At 74.7% G+C, this 14,784-nt stretch carries 14 protein-coding genes, 1 other RNA gene and 2 pseudogenes; 11 read left to right on the forward strand and 6 right to left on the reverse strand.

The genetic code is table 11. From position 1 onward, the window contains the following. Nucleotides 1–510: 510 nt before the first annotated feature. An RNA gene (gene rnpB, locus ACRWNP_RS12600) (RNase P RNA component class A) lies at nucleotides 511–911 on the reverse strand. A 29-nt stretch (nucleotides 912–940) separates the two neighbouring features. Beyond that, nucleotides 941–1,834, reverse strand: a complete 894-nt coding sequence (locus tag ACRWNP_RS12605) for an RNB domain-containing ribonuclease (RefSeq protein ID WP_431961213.1) — start codon at nucleotides 1,832–1,834, stop codon at nucleotides 941–943. A 65-nt stretch (nucleotides 1,835–1,899) separates the two neighbouring features. Between ACRWNP_RS12605 and yaaA the strand changes: the two genes are divergently transcribed. After that, on the forward strand, nucleotides 1,900–2,682 hold the full coding sequence (gene yaaA / locus ACRWNP_RS12610; RefSeq protein ID WP_431961214.1) for a peroxide stress protein YaaA: 783 nt from the start codon (nucleotides 1,900–1,902) through the stop codon (nucleotides 2,680–2,682). An 86-nt stretch (nucleotides 2,683–2,768) separates the two neighbouring features. Next, a pseudogene (locus ACRWNP_RS12615) lies at nucleotides 2,769–3,318 on the forward strand (keto-deoxy-phosphogluconate aldolase); the annotation flags it as partial. Nucleotides 3,319–3,327: 9 nt separating this feature from the next. Here the strand turns inward: ACRWNP_RS12615 and ACRWNP_RS12620 are convergent. From ACRWNP_RS12620 to ACRWNP_RS12630, 3 genes are read right to left on the reverse strand one after another with little or no spacing between them, the layout of a single operon-like run. Beyond that, the gene (locus ACRWNP_RS12620; protein ID WP_431961215.1) at nucleotides 3,328–4,476 is read right to left on the reverse strand and encodes a bifunctional RNase H/acid phosphatase; all 1,149 of its coding nucleotides are present in this window, start codon (nucleotides 4,474–4,476) and stop codon (nucleotides 3,328–3,330) included. Beyond that, nucleotides 4,476–5,219, reverse strand: coding sequence for a zinc ribbon domain-containing protein (locus tag ACRWNP_RS12625; RefSeq protein WP_431961245.1), 744 nt, complete (start codon nucleotides 5,217–5,219; stop codon nucleotides 4,476–4,478). The genes ACRWNP_RS12620 and ACRWNP_RS12625 overlap by 1 nt, the downstream gene beginning before the upstream one ends. Next, complete coding sequence (locus tag ACRWNP_RS12630; protein WP_431961216.1) at nucleotides 5,216–6,079, reverse strand: Nif3-like dinuclear metal center hexameric protein; 864 nt, start codon at nucleotides 6,077–6,079, stop codon at nucleotides 5,216–5,218. The genes ACRWNP_RS12625 and ACRWNP_RS12630 overlap by 4 nt, the downstream gene beginning before the upstream one ends. Before the next feature lie 181 nt (nucleotides 6,080–6,260). On the opposite strand from ACRWNP_RS12630, the gene ACRWNP_RS12635 reads away from it, so the two are divergent. Both ACRWNP_RS12635 and ACRWNP_RS12640 read left to right on the forward strand, forming a co-directional pair. Beyond that, nucleotides 6,261–7,391 (forward strand): hypothetical protein, encoded by a 1,131-nt coding sequence (locus ACRWNP_RS12635; RefSeq protein WP_431961217.1) that lies wholly within the window; start codon nucleotides 6,261–6,263, stop codon nucleotides 7,389–7,391. A 60-nt stretch (nucleotides 7,392–7,451) separates the two neighbouring features. Then, nucleotides 7,452–7,631 (forward strand): hypothetical protein, encoded by a 180-nt coding sequence (locus ACRWNP_RS12640; RefSeq protein WP_431961218.1) that lies wholly within the window; start codon nucleotides 7,452–7,454, stop codon nucleotides 7,629–7,631. Nucleotides 7,632–7,648: 17 nt separating this feature from the next. Here ACRWNP_RS12640 and ACRWNP_RS12645 read toward each other — a convergent pair. Beyond that, a pseudogene (locus ACRWNP_RS12645) lies at nucleotides 7,649–8,312 on the reverse strand (SDR family NAD(P)-dependent oxidoreductase); the annotation flags it as partial. Nucleotides 8,313–8,442: 130 nt separating this feature from the next. Between ACRWNP_RS12645 and ACRWNP_RS12650 the strand changes: the two are divergent. The 7 genes from ACRWNP_RS12650 (at nucleotide 8,443) to ACRWNP_RS12680 (ending at nucleotide 14,656) form a co-directional block, all read left to right on the forward strand. Continuing rightward, nucleotides 8,443–9,399 (forward strand): ABC transporter ATP-binding protein, encoded by a 957-nt coding sequence (locus ACRWNP_RS12650; protein WP_431961219.1) that lies wholly within the window; start codon nucleotides 8,443–8,445, stop codon nucleotides 9,397–9,399. Then, nucleotides 9,399–10,130 carry an ABC transporter permease gene (locus ACRWNP_RS12655; RefSeq protein ID WP_431961220.1) on the forward strand — a complete coding sequence of 244 codons (732 nt, stop codon included), beginning with the start codon at nucleotides 9,399–9,401 and terminating at the stop codon, nucleotides 10,128–10,130. The genes ACRWNP_RS12650 and ACRWNP_RS12655 overlap by 1 nt, the downstream gene beginning before the upstream one ends. Nucleotides 10,131–10,168: 38 nt before the next feature. After that, nucleotides 10,169–11,365 (forward strand): sensor histidine kinase, encoded by a 1,197-nt coding sequence (locus ACRWNP_RS12660; protein WP_431961221.1) that lies wholly within the window; start codon nucleotides 10,169–10,171, stop codon nucleotides 11,363–11,365. Continuing rightward, nucleotides 11,362–11,976 (forward strand): response regulator, encoded by a 615-nt coding sequence (locus ACRWNP_RS12665; protein WP_431961222.1) that lies wholly within the window; start codon nucleotides 11,362–11,364, stop codon nucleotides 11,974–11,976. The genes ACRWNP_RS12660 and ACRWNP_RS12665 overlap by 4 nt, the downstream gene beginning before the upstream one ends. Nucleotides 11,977–12,125: 149 nt before the next feature. Further along, entirely contained in the window at nucleotides 12,126–12,797 is a 672-nt protein-coding gene (locus ACRWNP_RS12670) for a class I SAM-dependent methyltransferase (RefSeq protein ID WP_431961223.1), read from the forward strand. A 22-nt stretch (nucleotides 12,798–12,819) separates the two neighbouring features. Next, on the forward strand, nucleotides 12,820–13,689 hold the full coding sequence (locus ACRWNP_RS12675) for an N-acetylmuramoyl-L-alanine amidase (protein WP_431961224.1): 870 nt from the start codon (nucleotides 12,820–12,822) through the stop codon (nucleotides 13,687–13,689). A gap of 130 nt (nucleotides 13,690–13,819) precedes the next feature. Then, nucleotides 13,820–14,656: a hypothetical protein gene (locus ACRWNP_RS12680; RefSeq protein ID WP_431961225.1), complete on the forward strand. Its 837-nt coding sequence runs from the start codon at nucleotides 13,820–13,822 to the stop codon at nucleotides 14,654–14,656. Nucleotides 14,657–14,784 lie beyond the last annotated feature (128 nt).

The raw sequence follows: 14,784 nt of genomic DNA on the forward strand, positions 1-14,784 counted from the left end.
TCCTGCTCCTCCCGGGCGCGTCGTGCCGCCTGAGGCGGGGTCGGTCGCCGGTGCCACGGCGAGGATGGCAGGAGCCGCCGCCCGGGCGCATTGCCGGATTCCGGCAGTCTTCCCGAGCGGCCCACGGCCCGGTACCGGCCCGGAGCGGTGCGCGGCCGTCCCCTGCGCGGTCTCCCACCCGCCCGGGGCCGCCACCGCTCCCGTCCCGGGGCCCGGTTGCCGAAGACCGGCCCGCCCCACGCTGCACGACCTCGACCGCGCCAACGCGGCGAGTACCGGCCCCGAGGTGAACTGCGCGGTGCTGACCGAATTGCCGCCCGCCCAGGCGGCCGTCCGGCCCGTACGTCCGCACCGCAGCTCACCCGCATCCGCCCGTGGCAGGCCCGCGCCCTGCTCGCCTCCGGCCACCCGGGCGCCGCCGCGCGGTCGTGGAGGAGTACGGGATGGCGCGGCCCGCCGAGAAGCGCGCGGAACTGTCGGCGGAGAGCGGCGGCGCCGGCGGGAGTGAGGCAGACGAGTCGAGCTGTACGCCGGGTTCTGTCCCCGGTCGGCCTCGCGGCCGGCCGGGCGACGGCCATCCATCTAGGACCGGCGTTGCCGCCGGCCTCGTGCGGTCTACCCGCGGACTCGGGCGGGCAGCCCTCGATCGTCCGCGCAGGGCCGTCTCGCGACGGCCCCTCTTGACCTTGCTCCGGGTGGGGTTTACCTAGCTGCCCAGGTCACCCTGGGCACTGGTGGTCTCTTACACCACCGTTTCACCCTTACCGGGAGCCTCGCGGCCCCGGCGGTCTGTTTTCTGTGGCACTGTCCCGCGGGTCACCCCGGGTGGGCGTTACCCACCACCCTGCCCTGTGGAGCCCGGACGTTCCTCGGCAGGACCGAAGTCCTGACGCGGCCGCCCGCTCGGCTCGTCTGCCGTGCCGACCATGCTACCGGGCGATCACGCCGGGGTGAAAAGCACCGTGTGGCGGCCCGGGTCCGCCTGCGTGAGGCGCACCGGGAGCGGCTCGCCGAGCGGGAGCGGGGCGGTGCCGCCTCGGACGTGGGCGATGACCGCCGGGTCGCGGAGGTGGACGGTGCCTGAGGTCGGGTCGGAGTCCCTGATGTCGATGACGAAGGCGTCGAAGACCTCGCCGACGACGCGGTCCTTGAGGAGGGCTGCCTCGATGAGGTCGAGCGAGGCGCTCTCGATGGTGCCCGCGAACTGCGAGCCGCCGCGCATGTCCCGGGGCAGCTCGCGGAAGGCCTCCTCGACCCACTCGGGCGGATCCTGGCCGGCCACGGCCGCCACGCAGAACTCGGCCGCGTAGCGGTCGACCAGGCGCCGCAGGGGCAGGGCGCGGCGTACGTCGACGTCGGTGACCGCGCCGTCCGCGTCGAGGTCGATGCGCCACAGCACGGCGGGCCGCTCCTGGCCTGCCAGCAGGCTGGCCGCCCCCTCGCCGAGCACCGGCGGGTGGAGCGGCACGCGCAGGTCGGGGAAGTAGAGGGTCTGCACCCGCCGGTGCGCCTCGGCGTCCAGCGCGCCACCGGGGGTGACGAAGGCGGCGACGTCGGCGATGGCATACGCCACCCGGTAGCCCCGGCCGCCCTCCCGGACGGCAAGGTGCATCGCCTGGTCCAGATCGAGCGAGCCGGGCGGATCGACCGTGAAGAACGGCGCGTCGGTGGCGTCGTACCCGGGCAGCCGGGGGTCGCGCGCGGCCTGCTCGGCCTCCGCGAGCACGCCCGCCGGGAAGCCCCGCCGCACGTGCAGGTCCGTGCGCGGTGCTTCGAGGGCGGACCTCAGCCGGGCTCCGTCGGCGGTGGTCACGCGCAGGGGACGACGAGGCATGCAGCGAGCCTGAGCCGGGCGGTCGTAGGCTGCACTGCACCGGGGAAACGTGAAGGAGAACAGCTGTGCTCGTCCTGCTACCGCCGTCCGAGGGCAAGGCCACCGACGGCACCGGCCCCGCCGTCGACCTGGGCTCCCTCTCCCTGCCCGGGCTCACCACGGCCCGCGCGACGGTGCTGGACGAGCTCGTCGGGCTCTGCGCGGGCGGCGACGAGGACAAGGCGGCGGAAGTACTGGGGCTCAGCCCCGGACTGCGCGGCGAGATCGCCCGCAACGCGGGGCTGCGCGACGCACGGACCCGGCCGGCGGGGGAGATCTACACCGGCGTCCTCTACGACGCCCTCGGCCTGGCCACCCTGGACGCCGCCGCCCGGCGCCGGGCGGCCCGGTCACTGCTGGTCTTCTCCGGGCTGTGGGGCGCGGTCGGCGTCCGGGACGCGATCCCCGCGTACCGCTGCTCGATGGCCGTGAAGCTGCCGGCGCTCGGGGCTCTCGCCACGTACTGGCGCACGCATCTGGCCGAGGCCCTCCCGGACGCCGCGGAGGCCGCCGGCGGCGGCCTGCTGCTGGACCTGCGCTCCTCGGCGTACGGGGCGGCGTGGAAGCCGGCCCCGCGCAGCGCGCTGGCGGGACGAACGGCGACGGTGCGGGTGGTGCAGGCGAAGACGCGGAAGGTCGTCAGCCACTTCAACAAGGCGACCAAGGGGCGGATCGTGCGGGCCCTGCTGGGGTCCGGGGCACGCCCCAAGAACCCCGACGCGCTGGTCGCGGCCCTGCGCGACCTCGGCTTCACGGTGGAAGTGGCCGGTCCCGGCCGCCTCGACGTCCTCGTGACGAACGTTCACTGAGCCTTGTGCGGCGCCGTTCTCGCCGTTGTCGTGTGCGGCTCCGTTGCGCGCAACGGCCGTTGTGGGGGCCGCATGGGGGCGGCACGATGCGGCGCATGGTGCTGAACCTCGCCCCCGTCGTCCCCGGTGCTCACCCTGCACGACCCCGCCGACGCGCCCCCGCTCGTCCGGGCCCCGGTCCGCGGCGGGTTGACCGCGGTGGAGATCACGCTGCGGACCCCACCGCGCTGGAGGCGGTCACCGCGGCGGCCCGCGCCGTGCCGGAGGCGGTCGTGGGGCCGGGACGGTGGTGCGGGCGGAGCAGGTGGGGGCGGCGGCGCGGGCCGGGCGCGGTTCCTGGTGAGCCCGGGGTGGACGGGGGCCTGCTCGACGCGATGACCGCGCCCGGGCTGCCGTTCCTGCCCGGGGTGTCGACCGCCTCCGAGGTGGTCGCCCCGGCCGAACGCGGCTTCGCGCGGGCTGAAGTTCTCTCCCGCGGAGGCGGCCGGCGGCACGGCGTATCCCAGGGTGCCGGCCGCCCCGCTGCCGGTCGTCGCCTGTGCGGGCGGCAGTTGGACGGTCCCGCAGGGACACCCCGCGGGACCGCGACGGGGACCGGGTGGAGGGCTCGCCCGCGAGGCGGCCGCACTGCGCGTGGCCTCGCCGTCAGCGCAGGTGCGACGTGTCGTTGAGCAGCCGCAGCGACGCGTTCCCGTCCCCGTAGTACGCCACCGCCGACAGCGCCGCCGCCGACAGTTCCATCCGGAACAGCGACTCCGGCGGGGCGCCCAGCGCCAGCCGGACCAGGGTTTTGATCGGGGTGACGTGGGTGACCACCAGCACCGTGCGGCCGGCGTAGCGGGCGATCAGCTTGTCCCGGGCGAGGGAGACCCGTCGGGCGACGGCGGCGAAGCTCTCCCCGCCGGGCGGGGCGGCCTTCGCGGAGCCGAGCCAGGCGTCGAGTTCGGCCGGGTGGCGCTCCTTCACCTCGGCGAAGGTCAGCCCCTCCCACGCGCCGAAGTCGGTCTCGCGCAGCCCCTCTTCGACGCGTACGTCGAGGCCGAGCCGGTCCGCGACGGTCCGCGCGGTCTGCCGGCAGCGCGCCAGCGGCGAGCTGACGACGGCCTGGACGGTGCCGCGGGCGGCGAGGGCGTCGGCGACGCGCTGGGCCTGCCAGCGGCCCTTCTCGGACAGTTCCGGGTCGTCGCCGCTGCCTGAGAAGCGCTTCTCCGCGGTGAGCGGGGTCTCGCCGTGCCGCAGCAGGACGAAGGTGGTGGGCGTGCCCAGGTCGGCCGCCGCGGCCCAGCCGACGGGCGGGGCCTTGGGGGCCTCGTCCACGGGCTCGGGCTCGGTCGCCGCCGTGACCAGCGCGGCGGCGGAGCGGCCGGGCTCCCACTGCTTGCCGCGCTTGCCGGCGTCCATCGCCTCGTTGGCGAGCCGGTCGGCGTGCTTGTTCTTCTCGCGCGGGATCCACTCGTAGCTGACCTGCTCGGCCGGCAGGACCGCCTTCGCCTCGGCGGCCAGCGGCCGCATGTCCGGGTGCTTGATCTTCCAGCGGCCGGACATCTGCTCGACGACCAGCTTGGAGTCCATCCGCACCCGCACCCGGGCCTGCGGGTCGAGCGCGTGCGCGGCGCGCAGCCCGGCGATCAGGCCCCGGTACTCGGCGACGTTGTTGGTGTGCGTGCCGATGAACTCGGCGGCCTCGGCCAGCACTTCGCCCGTGGCGGCGTCGCGGACGACGGCGCCGTACCCGGCCGGCCCCGGGTTGCCCCGGGACCCTCCGTCGGCCTCCACCACGAACGTACGGGCCATTACAGGCCCGACTCGGGGGTGCGGACGAGGATGCGCCTGCAGTTCTCGCAGCGCACGACCTCGTCGGCGGCGGCCGCCCGCACCTCGTTGAGTTCGGTGATGTTCAGCTCCAGCCGGCAGCCCTCGCAGCGCTTCTGGTAGAGCCGGGCGGCGCCGACACCGCCGGACTGGGCGCGCAGCTTGTCGTAGAGCCCCAGCAGGTCGGCGGGGACCGAGGCGGCCATGATCTCGCGCTCCTTGACGACCGCGGAGCCCTCGGCGTCGATCTCCCGCAGCGCGGTGTCGCGGCGCTCCTCGGACTCGCCGGCCTTGGCCTGCACGGACTCCAGGCGCCCGGTCAGCTCCTGGACCCGCTCCTGCAGGCCCTCGCGGCGCTCCATGACCTCCAGGACGACGTCCTCGAGGTCGCTCTGCCGCTTGGCGAGCGAGGCGATCTCGCGCTGCAGGTTCTCCAGGTCCTTGGGGGAGGAGACCGCGCCGGAGTCCAGCCGCTCCTGGTCGCGGACGGCGCGCTTGCGCACCTGGTCCACGTCCTGCTCGGCCTTGGTCTGCTCGCGGGCGGTGTCGCTCTCCTCGGTCTGGGCGGCGACCAGCAGGTCGCGCAGCTGGCTCACGTCGGAGTTCAGGCGCTCGATCTCCGCGTGCTCGGGAAGGTTCTTGCGCTTGTGGTCCAGCTGCGCGAGGCGCGCGTCGAGGGCCTGGACCTCAAGCAGTCGGATCTGGTCTGCGGGCGCGGCTTTCAGCGGGGGGCTCCTGAGGTCGTGGGTTCGTCAAGGGGAAGTGCGGGGGTATGGGCCGTCCACGGGTCGGTGACGGCGCGTGACACGGAGGTGCGCAGCGCCCAGCCGTGCCGCTGCGAGACCTCGTCGAGCCGGCGGGCGGCCTGCTCGCACCAGGGCCATTCGGTGGCCCAGTGGGCGGCGTCGACGAGCGCCGGCGGACCCGCCTGCTGCGCCTCGGACGCCGGGTGGTGGCGCAGGTCGGCCGTGAGGTAGACGTCCACCCCGGCCCTGCGCACGTCGTCGAAGAGGCTGTCGCCGGAGCCGCCGCACACCGCGACGGTGCGCACCTGGCGCCCGGGGTCGCCCGCCACGCGCAGCCCGGTCGCGGTGGCCGGCAGGCCGGCCGCCGCGCGGCGGGCGAACTCCGACAGCGTCATCGGCTCGGGCAGCTCGCCGATCCGGCCGAGGCCGCGGCGGCCGGCCGGGTCGGCGGGGTCGGGCACGAGCGGTCCGGTGACCCGCAGGCCGACGGCCTCGGCGAGGGCGTCGGAGACCCCGGGGTCGGCCCGGTCGGCGTTGGTGTGCGCCACGTGCAGCGCGATGTCGTTCCTGATGAGGGTGTGCACGACGCGGCCCTTGAAGCCGGTCGCCGCGACCGTCGTCGTCCCGCGCAGGTAGAGGGGGTGGTGCGTGACCAGCAGGTCGGCGCCGGTGGTGATCGCCTCCTCGACGACCTCCCGGACCGGGTCGACGGCGAACAGCACCCGGCCGACCTCCGCGTCGGGGTCCCCGCAGACGAGGCCGACGGCGTCCCACTGCTCGGCCCAGGCCGGGGGCCAGAGGGCTTCGAGGGCGGCGATGACGTCGGACAGTTTCGGCACGGGTCGAGGTTACCGCGCCGGTGGCGGGCGGCCGGAATCCCCGGGCTGGTCATGAGCACACCGAGCATCCGAAGTCCGACGGAACGGGACGAGAGCCACCCTTACGTGTGAAGACCACCGACTCGTGTCGGACGCCCGGGCGTGCGAAAACTAGCGTCGTGGCCCGGAGGTGAGCCACACCATGACAGCCTGCGCGACCGAGACCACCACCGTGCGACGGGCCGGGTTCACGATCACCGCGGACGGCTCCTACGCCGCCTGCCTGGCCCAGGGCCCCGACGGGGGTGACGGCTGGTACCCCGAACGCTGGACGCTCGGCGGGCCGGAGCCGTACACCGTGCCCCTGCCCGGCAACCAGCCCGAGGAACAGTGCTCCGAGGTCCTGCCGTTGCCCGACGGCCGGGTGCTCATCCGCCGCCAGGTCGCCGACCGGTACGACCTGGCCCTGCTCTACCCGACCGGTCCGGGCACCGGCGAACTGCTCGTCGGCTCGCTGCCGGGCGGGGACGCGGAGGCGCGGCTGCTGCCTCCGCTCGCCTCGGGCGAGGTGTACGCGCTCACCTACGACCCGGCGCGCGAGGTGTCGGCGGTGTGGCTCGTGCACGACGACCGGGACCTGCGGCCGCGCCGGCTGGCCGAGGTCCCGGGCCGCTGCGGGGGCGGCGCTTGGCTGGACCGGACGGGCCGGCTGCTCGCGCTGGACCGCGAGGCGGAGGGGACGGTCAAGACGGTCGCCGTCGACCTGGAGCGGGCCGGGGCGGTCAGCCCGCTGCTGCAGATCACCGAGGCGAGCAACGACCGGCTGCTGCTCGCGGAGCCGGACAGCGGGCTGGTGATAGTGCGCAGCGACGCCACCGGCGAGGACCGCATCGGCTGGGGCGTCCTGGGCAGCCGTCGGCCCATGCGGTTCGCCGAGTGCCTGCGCGTGCCGGACGCGGTGCTCACCCCGTTCGCGGCGCAGCCCGGTCAGGCGCTGATGCCCGAGGCGTGCGCGGTGGCGCTGCGCGCGGACGGCCCGCACGGCACGTCACTGGCGGTCTGGCGGCCCGGGGAACGCCGCGCCACCTGGCTGTCGGCGCCGGAGGGATGGCTGGCCGGGGCCGGCCTGTGGTCGGCCCGTGGGGTGTTGCGCCTGCCGTACGCCTGCGCGCACTGCCCGTGCGGCACCGTGGAGTACGAGGCGCCGCCCGCGCTGCCCCTGCCGCCCCCGGTGGGGAGCGCGGCGGGGGGCGGTCCCGCGGAGCCCCAGGCAACCGGCAGGACCAGCCCCGTGCTCCCGTTGCAGAAGGCGCCGCTGGCCACGGGATCTTGAATCGGTAAACTCCTGCGGCGTTCCGCGCACCACGCAAGCTAGTCGACGGAGAGTCTCCTCATGTCCGATGCCCGACACGACACCGCCGCCGAGGCCCGCTTCGAGGACGGTAACGCCGAGGGCCTGCACGCCGGCCGCCACCGCGGTACGGCTTCCACCCACGACAACGACGCCGAGGCGGTCCAGCCGCCGCACGGCCGCCACCGCCGGCCGTCCGGGTCCGCCGGTATGGAGGTCTGACGGGCCCCGGGCCCGTCTCAGCCCTCGTGGCGCGGGGCCAGGACGTCGGTGGCGGCGAAGGTGCCGCCGGGGTCACGGCCCGCCCAGTACGGGGTGAGCACGTCGTCCGGCTCGTCGCGGGTGAACGCCTCCTTGGCGATGCCGAACTCGCCGCGAAGCGGGGGCGGTCCATCACCGCCACCATCCCGCCGTGCACGACGAACAGCCGGCCGTTGGCCCGGTCGGCCACCGGTGACGCCTGGCAGCCGACGAGCGGGACGACATGCTCCACCCCCAGCGGGTCCGGCCCGTCCGCGGGTCCGGGATCCGCGAAGACGTCCTCGGTCATCCGCGTGCGCGCCCGGGGCAGATGGCGTTGACGCGTACGCCGTACCTGCCCAGGGCGACGGCCGTAGACCGGGGCCTGCTTCGCCTTGGCGCTCGCGTCGCGCCTGTGGGCGGCGGCAACGCGGGTGGTGGCGAACCCGGCGGTGGCGACGTGTCCCTTGAGGTGGACCCGGACGCGGTGTCCCACTCGCCCTCGGCCATCGAGAACACGATCCGGTCCCGCAGGATGCCGGCGTTGTCGACCAGGATCTCGAGCGCCCCGCACATGCCGACCGCCGGCCGCACCAGATCCTGCGCCTGGCCGAAGTCGGCCACGTCGCCGTGGTACGCCACGCGTGGCCGCCCGCGGCGGCGATCACGGCACCCGGACCCCGGAAACAACTGACGCACCCTCAGAACAGTGCCCCGCCGGTGACATTTGTCCTGCCCGGGTCCGTACATTCCCCACTGACCCCACGGGGGCGGCGGCCGTAGTGTCGGGGACATGACGACGACAGTGAGTTTCACCAGGGCCGTCAAGACGTTCGGCGCGGTACGCGCCGTGGACGGCGTCGACCTGGAGATCCGGCGGGGGGAGTCCGTCGCCCTGCTCGGCCGCAACGGCGCGGGCAAGTCCACCACGATCAGCCTGCTGCTCGGGCTCAACGAACCCGACGGCGGCGAGATCCGGCTCTTCGGCGGCACCCCGCACACCGCGGTCCGCGCGGGCCGGGTCGGCGCGATGCTGCAGGACGGCCGGCCGATCCCCCGGGTGACCGTCCGGGAGCTGATCACCTTCGTGGCGCGCACCTACCCCGACCCCCTGCCCGTGGCCGAGGCCCTGGAGCTGGCCGGCCTCACCGAGGTCGCCGGCCGCCGCGCCGACCGGCTCTCCGGCGGCCAGGCGCAGCGGGTCCGCTTCGCCGTGGCACTGGCAGGCAACCCCGAGCTCATCGTGCTCGACGAGCCCACCGCAGCCCTCGACGTCGAGGCCCGCCGCGGCTTCTGGGACTCGATGCGCGCGTACGCGGCCCGTGGCAACACCGTGCTGTTCTCCACCCACTACCTGGAGGAGGCGGACGAGAACGCCGACCGCATCGTGGTCATCGACCGCGGCCGGGTCGTCGCCGACGACAGCGGCGAGCGCATCAAGCGCGCGGTCGGCGGCAACCTCGTGTCCTTCGACCTGGCCGGTGCCCCCACCGAGGGCCTGCGGCAGCTGCCCGGGGTGGTGTCCGTGGAAATCCGCGGCGACCGCGCCCTGCTGCGCTCCGCCGACTCCGACGCCACCGTCGTCGCCCTGGCCGGCCGCGGCATGGTCCGCGGCCTGACGGTGACCGCCACCAGCCTGGAGGACGCGTTCCTCTCCCTCACCGCGCCGTCCTCCGCCGAGGACTCCGCCCCCACCACCAAGGACACCGCCGCCAAGGACACCGCCGCCCTCGCCGAGGAGAAGGTCTGATGCTGCTCGCCTACGTCTCGCTGGAGATCCGCCGCACCCTGCGCGACGCCGGATTCGTGATCTTCGGCGTCGGCATGCCCGTCATGATGTACCTGCTCTTCACCAACCTCGGGGTCTCCGGCTCGGAGGAGGACAAGGCCGCCTCGCTGGCCGCCATGATCGGCATGGCCGCGTACGGCGCGCTGGGCTCGGCGGTGTCCACCGGGTCGAGCGTCGCCGAGGACAAGGGGCTCGGCTGGCTGCGCCAGCTGCGGATCACCCCCATGTCGCCGCTGCTGGTCGTCACCGGCCGCTGCATCAGCGGCTCGGTCACGGTGCTGCCCGCCATCCTGGCCGTCCTGCTCGCCGGCGGGCTCGTCAACGGCGTCGAGCTGGAGCCCTGGCAGTGGGCCGCGATCGGCGGGCTGCTGTGGGTCGGCACAGCCCCCTTCACCCTGCTCGGCCTCGGCAACGGCTACCGGCTGTCCGGGCAGACCACCGGCGTGGTGAACATGGCCTGCAACCTGGCCCTGTCCGTCGTCGGCGGGCTGTGGATCCCCGCGTCCGTCTTCCCCGGCTGGCTGCGGGCGGTCTCCGAGTGGACCCCGTCGCACCGCTTCGGGCAGCTCGGCTGGAGCATCGCGGACGGCATGGTCCCGCGTGCGGGTACCGTCGCCGTGCTCGCCGGGTGGACGGCCGTCTTCGGCGCGTACGCGGTGTACGCCTACCGCCGCTCGGCCCGCACCCCGTGAAGCCCACCGGCCCCGTGGAAGAGCAGGAGGCACCAGCCATGGCGATCACGACGGAACCCCGGCGTCCGCTGCCGGCCCGGATCTGGCACAGGTGGCGGCAGCTGCGGGTGACACGGCCCTTCTCCGAGGAGATCGAGCACCTCAAGCCCCCCACCCGCTTCACCTTCCTGCCCTGGCTGCTGATGGGCGTGGGCGCCCTGTCCCACCTCCTGCAGGGCGAGGCCGCCAACCCCTGGCTCGGCGGCCTCGGCCTGCTGGCCTTCAACTCCCTCTACATCGGGGTCGTCTTCACCTCCTTCGCCCCGCGCACCGCCGGCGGCAAGGTGCCCCGGCGCTACCTCCTCGCCCTGGCCGCCGTCACCTACGCCCTCGCCATCGGCTACGGCGGCAGCTGGCTGGTGTTCTTCCCGCTGCTGTCGCTGGCCGTCGGGATCGTGGTGCGCGGCCGGCGGATGGGGCCCGTGCTCGTCGCCCTCGCGGTGTCCGCCGGGATCGTCTCCGGGATGCGCAGCGGCGACATCTGGGACGGCGTGTCCATCGGGTACGGCAGCCTCATCTCGGGCCTGGTGACCTCGGCCATGCTCACCCTCTTCGACGCGGTGACCCAGCTGCGCGCCACCCGCCAGGAGCTGGCCCGCAACGCCGTCGCCGAGGAGCGGCTGCGCTTCTCCCGCGACCTGCACGACCTGCTCGGGCACACCCTCTCCGTGGTCGTCGTCAAGGCCGAGGCCGCCCGCCGGCTCGCCCCGCGCGACCGGGACGCCGCCCTCGCCCAGGTCGCCGACATCGAGGCGGTGGGGCGCCAGGCCCTCACCGAGATCCGCGAGGCCGTCACCGGCTACCGCGAAGGCAGCCTCTCCACCGAGCTGGACCGCGCGCGCTCGGCCCTGGCGGCCGCCGGGATCGAGGCCGTCGTCAAGGAGTCCGGCCCGCCGCTGCCCTCGCAGACCGAGGCCCTCCTCGGCTGGGTGGTGCGGGAAGGGGTGACCAACGTTGTACGCCACAGCCGGGCCACCACCTGCGTCATCGAGCTCTCCGGCACCGACGGGCAGGTGCGCCTGCGGATCACCGACGACGGCGGCGGCGTAGGCTCGGCCCCCGGATCCGGCTCCGGGCTGAAGGGCCTCACCGAACGGCTCGCCGCGGCCGGCGGCTCCCTCGGTACGGGCCCCGCGCCCCGGGGCGGGTTCCGCGTGGTCGCCGAACTGCCGGTGGAGGAGGAACGGACCGCATGAGCAGCGCCATCAAGGTCCTGCTGGCCGAGGACCAGGGCATGATGCGCGGGGCGCTCTCCCTGCTGCTGAACCTGGAGGATGACATCGAGGTCGTCGCGCAGGTCGCCGCGGGCGACGAGATCGTCACCACGGCGCTGGAGGCCCGGCCCGACGTCGCACTGCTCGACATCGAGCTCCCCGGGCTCAGCGGGCTCGACGCGGCGGCGGAGCTGCGGAAGCGGCTCCCGGGGTGCAAGGTGCTCATCCTCACCACGTTCGGCCGCCCCGGCTATCTGCGCCGCGCCATGGAGGCCGGGGCGTCCGGCTTCCTGGTCAAGGACGGCCCCGTCGAGGACCTCGCCGCCGCGATCCGGCGCGTCCTCGCCGGACACCGCGTCATCGACCCCGCCCTGGCGGCGGCCGCCCTCAGCACGGGGCCCAGCCCGCTGACGCCGCGCGAGCAGGACGTGCTCAACGCGGCCGCGGACGGGGCGACGGTGGCGGACATCGCGGCGCGGGTGCATCTGTCGGAGTCGACGGTGCGCAATTATCTGTCCGCGGCCATCGGGAAGACCGGGACCCGGAATCGCGCGGAAGCGGTGCGCGCCGCGCGCCACAACGGCTGGCTCTGACTTCCGCCCGGTTGTCGTGTGCGGGTTGTTCGCGCCTGCGGCGAGCGTCCGCCCACCCCCTGCCCGATTGCGTCGGTGAGCCGGGGTCGGGCCTGCGGGGTCACCACCACGCGCACCCCCGGCGGGCGGCGCAGGGGGCGTGGGGGACGATGGGGGGCATGAGCACGCCACCCCTCGCAGAGGTCCCCGCAGACGCACTGGCCGCCTTCGAGGCCGCGAAGGGCTTCATGCCCACGCACGAGGGCCTCGCCCTCCACGCGGCCGCCGCCGACGCCGCCACCCGCCTCCCGGGCCTGCCCCTGCTGGAGGTCGGCACGTACTGCGGCCGCTCCACGATCCTGCTGGCCGCCGCCGCCCGCGAGGGCGGAACCGTCGCCGTCACCGTCGACCACCACCGCGGCAGCGAGGAGCAGCAGCCCGGCTGGGAGTACCACGACACGACGCTCGTCGACCCCGAGGTCGGCCTGATGGACACGCTCCCCACCTTCCGGCGCACCCTGCACGCCGCCGGGCTGGAGGAGCACGTGGTCGCGGTCGTGGGCCGTTCCCCACAGGTCGCGGCGGTGTGGGGGAAGCCGCTCGCCCTGGTCTTCATCGACGGCGGGCACACCGACGAGCACGCCGGCAACGACTACGAGGGCTGGGTGCCGCACCTGGCGCAGGACGGCCTCCTGGTCATCCACGACGTCTTCGCGGACCCGGCCGACGGCGGCCAGGCGCCCTGGCGGATCTACCGGCGGGCGCTGGACTCGGGCGCGTTCACGGAAGTGTCCGTGACCGGTTCACTGCACGTCCTCCGGCGCACGGGCGCCGGGATCTGAGACGGCGGATAGCATCGCTGACGTGTTCAAGAGGAAAGGCCGCTCCCCCGTGGTCCTGGTGGCCGCGCTGGTGCCGGCGTGCGCGGCCGCGTGGCTGGTGTGGGACGCGACGAGCGGACCGGACGACCCCGGACGGAACGGCGACCGCCCGGGGAACGTGCGTCCGCAGCGTTCGGCGGCGGCGTCCTCCGGGCCGTCCGCCGGCGCCGGCAAGCCGCTCGCGGGGAAGGTCGTGGTCCTGGACCCGGGGCACAACGCGCGCAACAGCCGGCACACCGCCGAGATCAACCGCCTGGTCGACATCGGCACGGCCCGCAAGGAGTGCGACACCACGGGTACGGCGACCAACGCCGGGTACGCCGAGGCCGCGTTCACGCTGGACGTGTCCCGGCGCGCCAGGGCACTGCTCGAGGCCCGCGGTGCCACGGTGAAGTTCACGTACGACGGGGACCGCGCGTACGGCCCCTGCATCGACGAGCGGGCCCGGATCGGCAACAAGGCGAAGGCCGACGCGGTGGTGTCGGTGCACGGCGACGGCTCGGCGGCCGGCAACCGCGGCTTCCACGTGATCATGCCCGCCTCGCTGCACCGCGGCATCGCCGACACCCGCAGGATCAGCGGGCCGTCGAAGCTCCTGGGCACCACGCTCAAGCAGCACTTCGCGGCGGAGACGGGCACCCGGCCGTCCAACTACATCGGCGACGGCACCGGCCTGGACGTCCGCCGCGACCTGGGCGGACTCAACCTCAGCACCGTGCCTAAGGTATTGATCGAGTGCGGCAACATGCGCGACCCCAAGGACGAGGCGCTGATGACCAGCCCGGCCTGGCGGCAGAGGGCCGCGGAGGGCATCGCGGACGGCATCACCGCATTCCTGGAAGACCACGAGTGATCGGCCGGTGAGCATTGGGTCCCGATCGTGTCACCGAGGGGCGGACCGGTCCCACCCGGCGGCAACCGCCCTCATACGATGGGGATCCGCCCGGCGACGGCGACAACGAGACGACTGACAAGGACTCCTAGTGAATAACCGCTCCCTCACCCGAGGAGACGGCGCGGTGATCGGCGCGGCGCTGCTGCTGCTGATCGCCTCGTTCCTGAACTTCTACGCCGCGAAGGACTGCAACGCGGACGGGTGCGCAGTCAGCGCCTGGAAGAGCGAGCTGTTCCCGCTGCTGCCCTCGGTGCACCTGCTGGGCCTGATCGCCGCCGGCCTGTTCGTCGCCTCGCGCTTCCAGCCCGAGGGGCGCAAGGTGCTCGGCATCGGCCTGGCCCAGTGGGGCGCGGTGCTGTCCGTGGCCGCCGCCTGGGACGCCCTGTGGTCGCTCTTCAGGGGCAACGAGGTCTTCGGGCTGGCCGCCGGCGCGTACCTCTCCTTCGTCGCCGCCGCCGCGCTCGCCGCCGCGATGCTGCTCACCTTGCAGGGCCTGCCCGCGCTGAAGGCGCCGCTGCTGCCGGCCCCCCGGCCGCAGCAGCCCCAGCAGGCGCAGCCGTACGGCGGCCAGCAGGCCCAGCCGTACCCGGGCGTGCAGCAGGGCGGCTACGGGTACCCGGGGCAGACCGGTGGGCACGGCATGCCGGCCGACCAGTCGTTCGGCGGCGAGCAGTACGGCTACCCGCAGGGCCAGCAGCAGCCCCAGCAGCCGCAGCAGCCGTCCGCGGAGTTCGCGGCCTTCTGGTTCGCGGTGCCCGTGGCGCGGCCGCTGTACGCGGAGGACGGTTCGGGCCAGCAGATCGCCGAGCTGACCCCCGGCACCTGGTACCTGGCGGTCGAGCAGCGCGGTGGCGCCCTGGTCGCGCAGACCCAGGACGGCCGGCGCGGCGTCCTGCAGGACGTCAGCGGCATCCAGCGCGGCTGATCCCCGGCGCGCGAGCGAAACGCGGCAGCCGTGCCCCGGGCCGTCCGGTCCGGGGCACGGCTGTTTCCCTTCCGGGCGTGGGGCGGCACGACCCCTGACATTCCATCAGGTACGGCAGGAGGCGTGCG

This window comes from Actinacidiphila sp. bgisy160 (genome assembly GCF_965342435.1).
Lineage (GTDB): Bacteria > Actinomycetota > Actinomycetes > Streptomycetales > Streptomycetaceae > Actinacidiphila.

Bases quoted from the DNA above. Each gene is read 5' to 3' on its own strand.
- ACRWNP_RS12605 (WP_431961213.1), bottom strand. From the start codon at position 1,834: ATGCCTCGTCGTCCCCTGCGCGTGACCACCGCCGACGGAGCCCGGCTG.
- ACRWNP_RS12620 (WP_431961215.1), bottom strand. From the start codon at position 4,476: ATGGCCCGTACGTTCGTGGTGGAGGCCGACGGAGGGTCCCGGGGCAAC.
- ACRWNP_RS12635 (WP_431961217.1), top strand. From the start codon at position 6,261: ATGACAGCCTGCGCGACCGAGACCACCACCGTGCGACGGGCCGGGTTC.
- ACRWNP_RS12640 (WP_431961218.1), top strand. From the start codon at position 7,452: ATGTCCGATGCCCGACACGACACCGCCGCCGAGGCCCGCTTCGAGGAC.
- ACRWNP_RS12650 (WP_431961219.1), top strand. From the start codon at position 8,443: ATGACGACGACAGTGAGTTTCACCAGGGCCGTCAAGACGTTCGGCGCG.
- ACRWNP_RS12655 (WP_431961220.1), top strand. From the start codon at position 9,399: ATGCTGCTCGCCTACGTCTCGCTGGAGATCCGCCGCACCCTGCGCGAC.
- ACRWNP_RS12660 (WP_431961221.1), top strand. From the start codon at position 10,169: ATGGCGATCACGACGGAACCCCGGCGTCCGCTGCCGGCCCGGATCTGG.
- ACRWNP_RS12665 (WP_431961222.1), top strand. From the start codon at position 11,362: ATGAGCAGCGCCATCAAGGTCCTGCTGGCCGAGGACCAGGGCATGATG.
- ACRWNP_RS12670 (WP_431961223.1), top strand. From the start codon at position 12,126: ATGGGGGGCATGAGCACGCCACCCCTCGCAGAGGTCCCCGCAGACGCA.